6 protein-coding genes and 1 tRNA gene are annotated in these 13,141 nt (G+C 63.2%); 4 read left to right on the forward strand and 3 right to left on the reverse strand.

What is annotated here, in order from left to right; all coding sequences use genetic code 11:
* The first annotated feature begins 22 nt into the window (after positions 1-22).
* Positions 23-2,440 carry an RNA polymerase sigma factor RpoD gene (gene rpoD, locus U4Z31_RS06635; RefSeq protein ID WP_082088531.1) on the forward strand — a complete coding sequence of 806 codons (2,418 nt, stop codon included), beginning with the start codon at positions 23-25 and terminating at the stop codon, positions 2,438-2,440.
* 138 nt (positions 2,441-2,578) lie between these two features.
* Positions 2,579-2,657: transfer RNA gene (locus tag U4Z31_RS06640), tRNA-Ile, on the forward strand.
* 465 nt (positions 2,658-3,122) lie between these two features.
* On the opposite strand, the gene U4Z31_RS06645 is transcribed toward U4Z31_RS06640, so the two are convergent.
* Both U4Z31_RS06645 and U4Z31_RS06650 read right to left on the reverse strand, forming a co-directional pair.
* Positions 3,123-4,112 carry an alpha/beta hydrolase fold domain-containing protein gene (locus U4Z31_RS06645; RefSeq protein ID WP_321809786.1) on the reverse strand — a complete coding sequence of 330 codons (990 nt, stop codon included), beginning with the start codon at positions 4,110-4,112 and terminating at the stop codon, positions 3,123-3,125.
* Between the two features lie 179 nt (positions 4,113-4,291).
* Entirely contained in the window at positions 4,292-6,853 is a 2,562-nt protein-coding gene (locus tag U4Z31_RS06650; RefSeq protein ID WP_044845318.1) for an ATP-binding protein, read from the reverse strand.
* 260 nt (positions 6,854-7,113) lie between these two features.
* Between U4Z31_RS06650 and U4Z31_RS06655 the strand changes: the two genes are divergently transcribed.
* Positions 7,114-8,085: a LysR family transcriptional regulator gene (locus U4Z31_RS06655; RefSeq protein WP_044845281.1), complete on the forward strand. Its 972-nt coding sequence runs from the start codon at positions 7,114-7,116 to the stop codon at positions 8,083-8,085.
* Positions 8,086-8,766: 681 nt separating this feature from the next.
* Here the strand turns inward: U4Z31_RS06655 and U4Z31_RS06660 are convergent.
* Complete coding sequence (locus U4Z31_RS06660; RefSeq protein ID WP_321809787.1) at positions 8,767-8,985, reverse strand: hypothetical protein; 219 nt, start codon at positions 8,983-8,985, stop codon at positions 8,767-8,769.
* A gap of 1,288 nt (positions 8,986-10,273) precedes the next feature.
* On the opposite strand from U4Z31_RS06660, the gene U4Z31_RS06665 reads away from it, so the two are divergent.
* Positions 10,274-12,724, forward strand: coding sequence for a glucose/quinate/shikimate family membrane-bound PQQ-dependent dehydrogenase (locus U4Z31_RS06665; RefSeq protein WP_321809788.1), 2,451 nt, complete (start codon positions 10,274-10,276; stop codon positions 12,722-12,724).
* Positions 12,725-13,141: the final 417 nt, after the last annotated feature.

A 13,141-nucleotide genomic window follows, 5' to 3' on the forward strand; every position in this document is an offset into this window, starting at 1 on the left:
CTAAGCAGAGGCGAGATTCGCGATGGCAAAGACGACAGGCGGAAAGAAAGCAGCAGGCAAGGGCTCGACGGAGCCGACCACCAAGGTCACAGCGGCCAAGTCTGCTTCTTCCACCAGGACAACGTCTTCAGCCACGTCAGCCCCTGCAGGAAAGAAAACCGCGGCCGGCACTGCTCAGGCTGCGCCGGCGCCGGCAGCCAGAACACGGGCTGCCGCCAGACCCGACTCCGGGCCGGCCCAGCCGGCGGCGAAGCGGGCAAGTGCGAAAAGCGCAAGGGACACGACTGCCGCCGCGGACGAAACGGCAGTACGTACTACTCATGCACCTACGGTTCAACCGGCTGTCGTCCAGCAGCCGCGAGTCGATATAGCCGGTACGGCGAACTCCATGACCAAAAAGCTGAACGAAGTATCCGTCGATGACGACGCAAATCAGAGCGACGAGCAGCCCGCAGCCGCGGCTGCCCCGGGCAAATCCAAGGTGCGCGATCGTCGCGCCAAGGAAAAGGCGCTGCTGAAGGAAGCGTTCGCGACGAGCACGCCCGGCACGGCCGAGGAGCTCGAAGAGCGCCGCGTGAAACTGCGCGCGCTGATCAAGCTCGGCAAGGAGCGCGGCTTCCTCACGTATGCCGAAATCAACGACCATCTGCCGGACAACTTCACCGAGACCGAAGCCCTCGAAGGCATCATCGGCACGTTCAACGACATGGGCGTGGCGGTTTACGAGCAGGCTCCGGACGCGGAAACGCTGCTCCTGAACGACAACGCGCCGGCCGCGTCGTCGGACGATGAAGTCGAGGAAGAAGCGGAAGTCGCGCTGTCGACCGTCGATTCGGAATTCGGCCGCACGACCGATCCGGTCCGGATGTACATGCGCGAGATGGGCACGGTCGAGCTGCTCACGCGCGAAGGCGAAATCGAGATCGCGAAGCGGATCGAGGACGGCCTGCGCCACATGGTGATGGCGATTTCCGCGTGCCCGACGACGATCGCCGACATCCTCGCGATGGCCGAGCGCGTCGCGAACGAAGAGATCCGCGTCGACGAGCTCGTCGACGGCCTGCTCGATCCGAATGCTTCGGACTCCGCCGATACGGACGGTTTCTCCGCGAAGGAAGCGGAAGCGATCGAGAACGAGGACGAGGAAGCCGAAGAAGAAGAGGAAGAAGAGGAAGAGGAGGAAGACGACGGTGCCGCTCAGGCGTCGGCCAATGCCGCCCAGCTCGAAGCCCTCAAGCGCGCCTCGCTCGACAAGTTCTCGCAGATCAGCGAGTGGTTCGACAAGATGCGCCGCGCATTCGAGAAGGAAGGCTACAAGTCGAAGTCCTACCTGAAGGCGCAGGAAACGATCCAGACCGAACTGATGACGATCCGCTTCACCGCGCGTACCGTCGAGCGTCTGTGCGACACGCTGCGTGCGCAAGTGGACGAAGTGCGTCAGGTCGAGCGTCAGATCCTGCACATCGTCGTCGACAAGTGCGGCATGCCGCGTTCGGAATTCATCGCGCGCTTCCCCGGCAGCGAGACGGATCTCGACTGGGCCGAGAAGATCGCGGCCGAAGGCCACGCGTACAGCGCGGTCCTGTCGCGTAACGTTCCGGCGATCCGCGAGCAGCAGCAGCGTCTGATCGACCTGCAGGCGCGCGTCGTGCTGCCGCTGAAGGACCTGAAGGAAACCAACCGCCAGATGGCGGCCGGCGAACTGAAGGCGCGTCAGGCGAAGCGTGAAATGACCGAGGCGAACCTGCGTCTCGTGATCTCGATCGCGAAGAAGTACACGAACCGCGGCCTGCAGTTCCTCGACCTGATCCAGGAAGGCAACATCGGCCTGATGAAGGCGGTGGACAAGTTCGAATACCGTCGCGGCTACAAGTTCTCGACCTATGCGACGTGGTGGATCCGCCAGGCCATCACGCGTTCGATCGCGGACCAGGCGCGCACGATCCGTATTCCGGTTCACATGATCGAAACGATCAACAAGATGAACCGCATCTCGCGGCAGATCCTGCAGGAAACCGGTCTCGAGCCGGATCCGGCAACGCTCGCCGAGAAGATGGAGATGCCGGAAGACAAGATCCGCAAGATCATGAAGATCGCGAAGGAGCCGATCTCGATGGAAACGCCGATCGGTGACGACGACGATTCCCATCTCGGCGACTTCATCGAGGACAACAACACGGTCGCGCCGGCGGATGCCGCGCTGCATGCAAGCATGCGCGACGTCGTGAAGGACGTGCTCGATTCGCTGACGCCGCGTGAGGCGAAGGTGCTGCGGATGCGCTTCGGTATCGAGATGAGCACCGATCACACGCTCGAGGAAGTCGGCAAGCAGTTCGACGTCACCCGCGAGCGGATCCGTCAGATCGAGGCCAAGGCGCTGCGCAAGCTGCGTCACCCGAGCCGTTCCGACAAGCTGAAGTCGTTCCTCGAAGGGAACTGATTTCCAGCGTCTCACTTGCGAACGCCGCCGGTATCCGCGTGATGCCGGTGGCGTTTGTCCTCTTTAGCGGCTTTGTTGTTACAATGCCGGCCCGGCTTCGTTGCCGGGGTGGCGTGTAGCACAGGTTGCTTCCCGTCTGGGCCCCTAGCTCATGCTTGGTTAGAGCAGCGAACTCATAATTCGTTGGTGCCGGGTTCGACTCCCGGGGGGCCCACCAGATTCGCTTCCAGGGTTATCCGGGGAAGTCTGTGCCGTTGAGCATAAGTTGTCCACCTGGACACGTTATGCCTTATTTCCCGATTATGACGCCTCGGATGCCGGTCATGGTCTCACGGGGCATCCGGGTTGAACGACTGCGCCGGCGACTGATCGACCGGCACGCAGCAGTTGCTCGAAGATGGCCGTCTGCGCGCGTCGACTTTCGGAGGGCGGTGGCCCGGCCGTCGTCTGCGCTCAAAAAGGCGCACGCCTATCCATAACAGAGTCGCGATATACACGAGCGACGAGAGTCCCAGTTCTGTCGACGGTGCATCCCTGCGCGGCTTCCTCAAGACAGTGCAGAACCTCGAGTGCATGACTACCGCAGGCATCGCGGTCTACTACTCGATTTCCTGAGGGGATGGGAAGGTTGAGCTGTGGCGTTCGTCAATGCAGTCAACGGACATATCGATCTGTCCCATATTCAGTGTCCGCGTAGCGTCGCGCGGATCGTGCCGCATGCCAATCGCAATGCAGCCTCGGTAGGCGGCGTGTCGGCGAGGCCGTCGAGTACCGTGAAATCGTGAATCGTGCCGAGGCAGCGAACCGCGCTTACCCGAACCCCGGCGAGCATCAGCTTGCGGGCGTAGGCTTCGCCGTCGTCACGTGCGACATCGTTTTCGGCTGTGACGATCAGCGCGGGAGGCAGGTCTTCGAGGTCCGTGTAACTCGCGTTTAGCGGCATTGCGATTATTTCGCCGAGGTTTTCTGACGAAAAGCGCGTCCGTGCGTGCATGCGCCCGGTGTGTGGGGTCAAGCCGGGACCGTCGGCGTATTTCGCTGCCGAGGCGCCCGCCGGGCTTGTGGAAAGCGTCGGACACAGCATGACCTGAAGCGCGATACGGGGGCCACGGCGCGCCTTGACGAGCAGCGCGAGGGTGGCGGCGAGATGACCGCCCGTGCCTTCGCCTGCGACGATAAGGGTGCCTGCGTCGAGATTCAATGCGCGTGCGTGCTCGTGCAGATGGACGAGCGCGGTGAATGCCTGCTCGTTTTGGGTCTGAAAGCACGCAGCGGGTGCCGAGGTGTAATCGACGAGCACGACGGCCGCCTCGGCGTCGGTGGCAATCCTGCGCGCGAGCCGGTTGTCGCTTTGGCCACCCGCGAAGCTCACGCTGCCCGGCAGGAAGAGCACGGCGGGCAGCGGAGTGGGCGCCGCCTGCGGCGGTCGTACGATCCGTATCGTGAAGCCCGGATCCGCAGCGCCAGCTTTCAGCGCGATTTCTTCGGCGTGGATCGCATCCGTAGCATCGCCGTTTGCCCATTCGCGCAGACGCGCTGCCGGAACCCCTGCCTCAGTGGCATGGTCGAGGAACGATTGCGTTTCCGCATCGAGGACCGGATACGAGTCTGCGGATCTGATCAGGCCCGGTGCGGCGTCTTCGGGCGGACGGGCAGACGTGAAATCATCCATGGGGCAGTTTCCGATGAGTAAGGCTTGCTTGTCGATCCGGCACCGTTGGCCGTCGACAGAACAAATTTTCATCGGATTCCCGCACGAGCCACAGTTAAGCGTTGCTAAGAGGCGTTAAGCCCGTGTCCAGCAAAGCGTTCAGGCTAGTGACGCACGCTTCGAGCCGATTTACCGTCGCTTCAGGTCTGCACACCGCGCATTGCCGCAGCCTCCTGCAAATGCACCTGTAACCACGACGGCGTGTTCCCCCGTCCAGCTTCGATCAATGCGTTTGCGCTCCCTGCGTCGCCAGCGCGCGCGAACACTTCGAGTTGCATCGGGGTTGCGCCGTCCGGCGTGACAGGTCTCCCTTCGTGAATGGCCTCGAAGCCCTCGCCCCATTTGTCCCAATACGCGAGACCGCGCCGGCGCGTGCGCTCGCGAAGCCGTGCGGTCCATTCGCGCGCGAGCGCCACTTCACCTTCCCATGTCGCGACGGCGATCGAGCCGATCGCGAGCCCATAACAGACGGTCAGATCGTGATCGATCGCCAGCGCCTCCGTCGCGCAGTCGCGCGCGAGCGCCATCGCCGCGTCGGTCTCGCCTTGCAGCCACAGAATGCGCATCAGAATGGAAATCGCAGCGATATGCGCGTCGACCTGCGCGTGATTCGCGTGCGTCGCGCGCACCGGGTCCTTGTCGCGAGCCATCACCCCTTCGATCAGCGCCCGCGCGATATCGTGGTCCCCGAGGAAGTGATGTGACAACGCGCACATCCGCTCGCCGGTTTGCGTCGTCGCAAAATCGCCCGTCCGCGCGGCGGCAGCGCGAAACGCACGCGCATGTTCGAGGCTTTCCGCATACGCGCCCGCGAGCGTCCGATGCGCCCACACGCCCCACAGCGTGCGCAATGCGAGCCGGTCGTCGCCGAGGCGCTGCGCGGCGGCCTGTGCGGCGTCGAACGCGTTCGCCATGTCCGCCGTCGGCCCACGCGTGTGCCACAGCGCGTGACCGTACGCGGCGAGCAGCTCGATATACTGCTCCTTACCCGCCAGATCCGAGTTTTCCGCCGCGGCGATCGCGCGCTCGGCCATCCCGAGGAACTCGTGAGGGAGCGAAAGATGGAACCACAGCGGCGCCGTCGCGATGAGCAGGTCGATCGCGAGCTTCGGCTCGCCATCCTGGCCGGCTGCCCAATCAAAAGCGGCTCGCACGTCGTCGATTCGCTGGCTGTGAATCGCGAGCCACTGACGCGGCGCCTTGCCTTCCCACGCCGCCACGGGGTCGGCAAAGATCGCACAGCAGTACAACGCATGACGGCGGCGCGCTTCATCGAGTTCGTCCGCCTCTTCAAGTCGCATATATGCGTAATGGCGCGTCGTGTCGAGCAGTCGATAGGGATGGTCCGAATCGTCGATTACGCAGGCGATCAGCGACTTGGCGATCAGGCCAGTGACGGCGTCGAAGGCGGCGAGGTCATCGACGTCGCCACTGGCCGCGACAGCCGCAGCGGCATCTATGCCGAAGGCAGCCCGCATGACTGAGAGGCGGCGCAGCACCTGGCGCTCCTCCGGCCGGAGCAATTCATAGCTCCAGTCGAGCGTCGCGCGCAGCGTCTGCTGGCGCGGAAGTGCCGTGCGGCGGCCCTGCGTGAGTAGCGCGAAGCGGTCGTCGAGCCGCGCTGCAATCGAATGCACGTCCATCAAGCCGACGCGCGCCGCCGCAAACTCGATCGCGAGCGGGATACCGTCGAGCCGTCGGCAAATATCGATCACGGGGCCCAGATTCGCCTCGCTCAACGCAAACCGGTCATTGGCGGCGCGTGCGCGGTCGTGAAACAGGGCGATCGCCGGGAACTGCACGGCGTCGTGGAGGCTCACGCCTGCGTCAGTGTCGGGCGACGGCAACGCGGCGAGGCGATGGACGGATTCGCCTTCCGCGCGCAGCGGCTCGCGGCTCGTGACCAGCAAATGCACGCCGGACGCGCCTTGCAGCAGTTGCTCGGCGAGTACGGCAACGGCATCGATCAGATGCTCGCAGTTATCCAGCACCAGCAGCACCGGCGACGCCCCAAGCGCCTGGACAAGATCGGGCACCGGATCGCCGCTCGGGACGGCAACACCTAGCGCCGACGCGATCGTACTGGCCGCGCTCGCGGCCGCGGAAACCGGCGCGAAATTGACGAACACGGCGCGCATGCCGGTGCGCTGGGCGAAGCGATGCGCGACAGCGACGGCCACGGTCGTCTTGCCCATGCCTCCCGGGCCAGCGATGGTGAGCAAGCGTCGCTCGGGCAAGTGGTCAGTCAGACCTGCGATGACGTCCTCGCGGCCTATCACGCGAGCGAGCGTGACCGGCAGACTGCGTGAACCGCTTTCGGACCCGGTGGAAGGCTGCACTGCGTGCGGATGAGGCCGTGGTGCGGCAGGGTCCGCTGCTTCGGCCCGGGTAACGGGCGCGGCGAAACGATAGCCGCGTCCGGTCTCGTTGACGATGTAACGCACACCGTCCGGTCCGTCGCCGAGCACCTTGCGCAGCGCCGACAGATGCACGCGCAGCGCGCCTTCCTCGACGACGTTGTCCACCCAGACGCTGTCGCACAGATTGCGCGTCGAGACCAGCGCGCCCGCATGCTCGACAAGTACGACGAGAATGTCGAGCGCGCGGCTGCCGATTTTCAGCGGCGTCCCGTCCTTGAGCAGGACTCGTTGCGGGAATTGCAGCGTAAAAGGGCCGAACGCGAGGCTGTAAGGAGCGGTCATCGAGAGCGTCATCGCGCGGGTTGAGTGTCGGCCAATACGGTGCGCTGGTCGCGCACACTGACGCAAAAACAGCCAATCATTGCGCAGAAGCGCAGTACGCGCCCTTAAAAGATCTTAAAAAAACCGCTTTGTTCCAGCCGACGAAGCTTGGCACGGATCCGGGCGCCGACTTAGCAACGCTTAACAAGTCGTAACTGGCCCGATGCGCGTCTCCCCGCCAACATTGCTCCATGCAAGCCAATCAATGATCGGAGGTCGATATGGAGCGTCTGAAAGCGCTGGAGGTATTCAAGGCAGTGGCGGACCACGGCAGTTTCACGCGGGCGGCGGACGCCACGAATATTGGCGTACCGTCGGTGAGCCGCGCGGTGCAGGATCTTGAAACGATGCTCGGTGTGCAGCTCTTCAACCGGACCACGCGCCGCGTCGCGTTGACCACGGCGGGCCATGCGGTACTCGAGCGCGTCACGGGCGTCCTGTCCTCCTATGAAGACCTCGCGCGTACCGGCAGCGACGAAGCCGGCGATTGCGCGGGTAACGTCCGCATCGAGGTGCCGGCAATCTTCGATACCGCCCGCCTCACTTCCGTCCTGGTCCGCTTCATGCGCGCCTGGCCGAAAGTACGGGTCGACGTACGGCGCGTCGACCACCTGGCCGACACGCTCGGCGATCTTGCAGACCTCGCAATCGTCGTCGGTCGCTCGGCGCCGTCGTCGTGCATCGCGCGAGCACTCGCGGACGTGCCTTTCGGGCTCTATGCGAGTCCTGCCTGGCTCGAACGGACCAACGATCTCGCTCACCCGCTCGATGTGCCTGCCGAGGCTTGCCTCGCGACGGGGGCACAGCATTCGGTGTGGACGGTCAGCCATGAAGCATCCGGGGAGTGTGTGTCGCTTGCCCCGCGCGCGGCGCTGCGCACGAATTGTCCTCATGCGCTTCTCGCGGCGGCCGTCGACGGCGAGGGGGTAGCAATCCTGCCCAACCAGCTCGCACAAGCGGCGCTCAATCGCGGCGAACTCGTGTGCGTGCTCGATGCGTGGCAGGTGGCGCCACTGGAAGCCTGCCTCGTCTACCGGTCCAGACGCAATCTCCCCGCGCGGGTGCGCAGATTGACCGATTATTTGCTCGACGCCTTCGGCGAGCAGCGCGACGAGGTTGGCGCAATGGTGGCTGTACCGAACATTACTCAGATTGCAGCGACGCAGGCGACGCTAACGCCGTGCGCAGCTTGATGAATATCTTGCTTATACGAATGCAGGGGAAACAACGAAATGATGGTTGATTTTGCTGGATGTCTGCTGGACGTGTCGTCGCGGTATCTCGGACTCGCGACCAAGAACCGGACGGTAGTGGCTGACGTCGACGCCGGATCAGGACACGCAACGCGTGTGAGCGATTCACGTTGGCACGGGTTGCAGTGGTTTCCCAACTCGGTGGCGAATGTCTCTACGGCAGACGCTACAGTTGAGAGCAGTGTGCTAGACGCTCCTCCAATGATGTCGGCGCGGTAAGTAGTGCGTCAGTCGAATTGGGAAGATATGCGGCAGCCAAGACCGAGAGTACAAAACCGGATGGGATCCCCGACAATAGGCGATTGCGCAGATATCGGTGATGAAGAGATCGCGTCATTCTTCACAACTGCTACGACCTAGGCATAAAGTCGTCGGCGCCCCATAGTCGAAGTCATGTTGAGTGGTGTAATAGGGCTCAGTAGCAGTTTGTAAGGTCGTAAATGACTGGTCGGCGTACGAAAAACGCAGCTCGTCGGACGTGACTTGTCGGCGGGCGCCGTTCCATACCTCAGCGAGCTCGAGGTTATGGCGTCTGGTTGGTTCTTCGCGGAGCACCAGCCTCCCGGCGGTATGCCATGGAAATCGTGAGGTCGATGTCGAATACCCGGTGCCGGTATGCTCTCAACATCCCAGCGGGTCGTTTTCTTCGGTCTGTGAATCCAGCCACGCTCGCGCCCCGGCGTCTCTTCTCGCTCGGTACTCTTGTACGGAAGCGAGGTCGATGTCGAACTGACCAGAAGGGTTTCTCGGCAAAACTTCCATCAGTTTCCCGTGGGCGAGCAGCATGTTGATATGAGCGCAACTCACGAAGAGATACTTTGCTGCTTCTTCAACGGTCATGGTGAACGCATTTACGATCGATTATTCAATTCAGGCCGTTCGTCGCCGGTCGCAATGGCTGGCTGTTCGCGAAGTTACCACCGTCGTGACTGCCGACGACTATGCGGTGCTCATGCCATGGATCTAGAAATAACCTACGGATTTCGTCGTTTGATTAAGCTCGCACCAGCGCTTCCATACATAGTCCGCATTGTCTGACCAACCGGGCTCCCCGATGAGCTGATAAATGCGGCCGGAGCGCATCTCGCCGCGTCAACTCTCAAGGTCGAACGTAACGACCTCAGAGCTGGCGCGTCCTGTGCGGTCTCGGTTGTCTGCGCCGACAAAATGTCGAGTCCCGTCCGATGTTTCCAAGATTCTCCAGCGCGATCGCGAGACCCCCGGCTCGTCAATTACGGGGGCGATTCTCCAAATAGGCATGAGCATCTCCTGTTCGCCGCTGAGGGCCTGGCGGGAAGACGTCGTCTCCCACACTGGCGGCACGTCATTCATGGTATTCGAATTCGCGTCGCGTTAAAGTTAAAAACTGGATTATTTTATTGGTAATTTTTCGGACGGGATATGCTTTATATTTAACTGATTGGTCGATTTATGGTTTTTTGAGGAAAATGTGATTGCAGGTGGTGACATAATGTGTGGACCGCTTATTCTTTATCTCGAGGACGAGTTATGCTTAACGGCACAGCGGTGCAACCGACCTCGATTGGACGCGAAAAGCCGGCCCGGTGGGCCGGCTTTTTCGTTTCTGGGCTTCAACGCGCCGGATCCGGGCAATCCATGGCTCCGGACTACCCGAACGGGTAGGGACCGTTCGTGTTCCCCATCCCTAAACTGCCTTCCTGAAGATTTCGCGGCGAGCGATCGCTTGTCTGCGTATTCGACGACAGACCGGTGCGCATCGAAGCGGGCCATCGGCATCCGCAGGCGAGCTCGACGCACTCGCTACCACCTATAATCCGAGCAAGCGCGCCTTCTTGTACGGCACGGTCGCTCACCTGGACAACAGCAAGAACGGTAACTTCCCGGTGTTTGCGACGGCGCGCGATTCCAGCTTCCAGCTCGCCGACCCGTCCGAACATGGACGAAGGGCAAACCGGCGCGTACGTCGGGATGATGCACGTCTTCTAAAGCAACAGGCCGTTTCGCGGAGCGTTTTCCGCACAGCCGGCCACTGCGGGCACAGCGCAGTGGCTGGACGACTCGCCGGTGTTCGCGCGGGCGAGCCTCGCCACAGGCATCGCGTGACAAGCGATGCTGGCGCCGTCCTCAAAAGAAGGTTGAGATCATCATGACCAGATCAAGCGATTCATCATCGCCCGGGTTCATCGGCGTCGTAACGCTCCTGTTTATCGCGCTTACATCGCTCTTTCTGCTGATAGGCGGCGCGTACCTGCTCTCGCTCGGTGGCTCGGCGTATTACGTCGTGACCGGCGTCGTGCTGCTGGCAGTCACGTGGCTGCTATATCGCCGCAGTCCCACTGCGCTCGTGCTCTACGCGCTCGTGCTCGTGGGCACTGCCATCTGGTCGATCTGGGAGTCGGGTCCCGACTTCTGGGCGCTCGCGCCGCGCTCGGGGGTGCTCGTCGTGTTCGGCGTGTGGTTGCTGCTGCTCGTGAGCTGGCGTCTCGAAGTACCGCGCAAGCTCGGCGTGCAGTCGCTCGTCGGCGCGCTGGTGATCTGGGCGGGGGTGCTCGTGTATGCCTGCTTCAACGATCCGCAGACGGTCAATGGCATGATGGCTTCGTCTGTCGGTTCGCCCGCCGCGAACGCCAACGGCATCGACGCCTCGGACTGGCCCGCGTACGGCCGCACTCAGGAAGGCACGCGCTACGCGCCGCTGCAGCAGATCACGCGGGACAACGTGAAGAACCTGCAGGTGGCCTGGACGTTCCGCACGAACGACATGAAAGGCCCGAACGATCCGGGTGAAATCACCGACGAAGTCACGCCTATCAAGATCGGCAATCTGCTCTACCTGTGCTCGCCGCACCAGAAGCTCTTCGCGCTCGACGCGCAGAGCGGCGCGCTCAAGTGGACCTTCGATCCGAAGCTCAAGACCGATCCGTCGTTCCAGCACGTGACTTGCCGCGGCGTGTCGTATGTCGATCTGACTGCGAGTGCCGATGTATCGGCAACGGCTGCTCCGGCTAGCGACGCTGCTGCTTCGGCGCCGCAGGCCGCCGCACCGGCAAGCGACGCAGCCGTATCGGCCACGGGGGCGTGCTCGCGCCGTATCTACCTGCCGGTCAACGACGGCCACCTGTACGCGCTCGACGCACTGACAGGCGAGCGCTGCGCGGGCTTCGGCAGCAATGGCGACCTCGATCTCCAGCATGCCATGCCGGTCACCACGCCGGGTATGTACGAGCCCACTTCGCCGCCGGTCGTCACCAGCAAGGTGATCGTCGTAGCGGGCGCGGTGGAAGACAACTTCTCGAACCGGGAACCGTCGGGCGTGATCCGTGGTTACGACGTGCGCACGGGCCAGCTCGTGTGGGCGTTCGATCCGGGCGCGAGTGATCCGAACCATATCCCGGGCCCGGACGAGCACTACACCTGGAACTCGCCGAACTCATGGGCGCCCGCCGCCTACGACGCGAAGCTCGATATCGTCTATCTGCCGATGGGCGTGCGTACGCCGGACATTTGGGGCGGCGACCGTACACCGGAGATGGAGCGATATGCAAGCGGCTTGCTCGCGCTGCACGCGTCGACGGGCAAGCTGGCCTGGTTCTACCAGACCGCTCACCATGATCTGTGGGACATGGACATGCCGTCGCAGCCGACGCTCGCCGACATCACGACCAAGGACGGCAAGACCGTGCCGGTCGTGTACGGGCCGGCCAAGACCGGCAACCTGTTCGTGCTCGACCGCCGCACCGGCGAAACCGTCGTGCCGGCTCCGGAACTGCCGGTGCCGCAAGGCGCCGCGCCTGGCGACCGTACCTCGCCGACGCAGCCGTTCTCCGAACTCACGTTCCGTCCGAAGAACCTGCTCACGGACAAGGACATGTGGGGCGCGACGATGTACGACCAGTTGGTCTGCCGCGTGATGTTCCACAAGCTGCGGTATGAGGGCACCTTCACGCCGCCGTCGCTGCAAGGCACGCTGGTGTTCCCGGGCAACCTGGGCATGTTCGAGTGGGGCGGCATTGCGCTCGACACCGATCGTCAGATCGCCATCGCCAACCCGATTGCGCTGCCGTTCGTGTCGCGTCTGATCCCACGCGGTCCGGGCAACCCGATCGAACCGGCATCGGGTGCCAAGGGGAGCGGTACGGAATCGGGTATCCAGCCGCAGTACGGCGTGCCGTTTGGCGTGACGCTGAACCCGTTCCTCTCGCCGCTTGGCCTGCCCTGCAAGCAACCGGCATGGGGCTACATCGCCGGTATCGATCTGAAGACCAACGAGATCGTCTGGAAGAAGCGTATCGGCACGGTGCGTGACAGCTCGCCGATCCCGCTGCCGTTCAAGATGGGGATGCCGATGCTGGGCGGCCCGATGATCACGGCCGGTGGTGTGGCGTTCATCGGCGCAACGGCGGACAACTACATCCGCGCGTTCGACGTGAACGACGGCAAGCAACTCTGGGAAGCCCGCCTGCCGGCAGGCGGCCAGGCCACGCCGATGAGCTACTCGATCAACGGCAAGCAGTACGTCGTGATCGCCGCAGGCGGCCACGGCTCCTTCGGCACGAAGCTCGGCGATTACGTGATCGCTTACGCGCTGCCGAACTAACACGCGTTGCTGTTCGCACCGAGCGCCGGACAGAGGTATCGAGCCTCGCGGCGCACGGTGCGATCCCCGAAACGGCATGCGTGGCATGCCGTTTTTTTGCCTGCTTTCTGGCGACTCTTTTGCCTTCGGCAAAATCTCGAAACCCGCGACGCCGCAAGGCCTCGCGGGTTTTTCTTTTGCGCGCCGCCTGAACGTGGCGAACGTGTCGAACGTGTTCACGTCCGCGTCGCATGTCGTATCGCCGCCACCGGGAAACACGGAGCGCGTGCCGTCCCGATGTCAATCGAAGTATGCTGTGGCGCGACCGGCGCGCGCGCTCGGGATTCGTCCAGCGCGCGGACCGGGGATCCGCGCCGCGCCCCGTCCGGCAGCCAGAACAAACACAAACAGACTTCGCCCGACCGTGGGGTGGCCATC

Source organism: Burkholderia sp. BCC1985 (assembly GCF_905339915.1).
GTDB lineage: Bacteria > Pseudomonadota > Gammaproteobacteria > Burkholderiales > Burkholderiaceae > Burkholderia.

What these genes read in the sequence shown, in the direction of transcription:
- U4Z31_RS06650 (WP_044845318.1), bottom strand. Translation starts at nt 6,853, where the DNA reads ATGACCGCTCCTTACAGCCTCGCGTTCGGCCCTTTTACGCTGCAATTC.
- U4Z31_RS06665 (WP_321809788.1), top strand. Translation starts at nt 10,274, where the DNA reads ATGACCAGATCAAGCGATTCATCATCGCCCGGGTTCATCGGCGTCGTA.
- U4Z31_RS06660 (WP_321809787.1), bottom strand. Translation starts at nt 8,985, where the DNA reads ATGACCGTTGAAGAAGCAGCAAAGTATCTCTTCGTGAGTTGCGCTCAT.
- U4Z31_RS06645 (WP_321809786.1), bottom strand. Translation starts at nt 4,112, where the DNA reads ATGGATGATTTCACGTCTGCCCGTCCGCCCGAAGACGCCGCACCGGGC.
- rpoD (WP_082088531.1), top strand. Translation starts at nt 23, where the DNA reads ATGGCAAAGACGACAGGCGGAAAGAAAGCAGCAGGCAAGGGCTCGACG.
- U4Z31_RS06655 (WP_044845281.1), top strand. Translation starts at nt 7,114, where the DNA reads ATGGAGCGTCTGAAAGCGCTGGAGGTATTCAAGGCAGTGGCGGACCAC.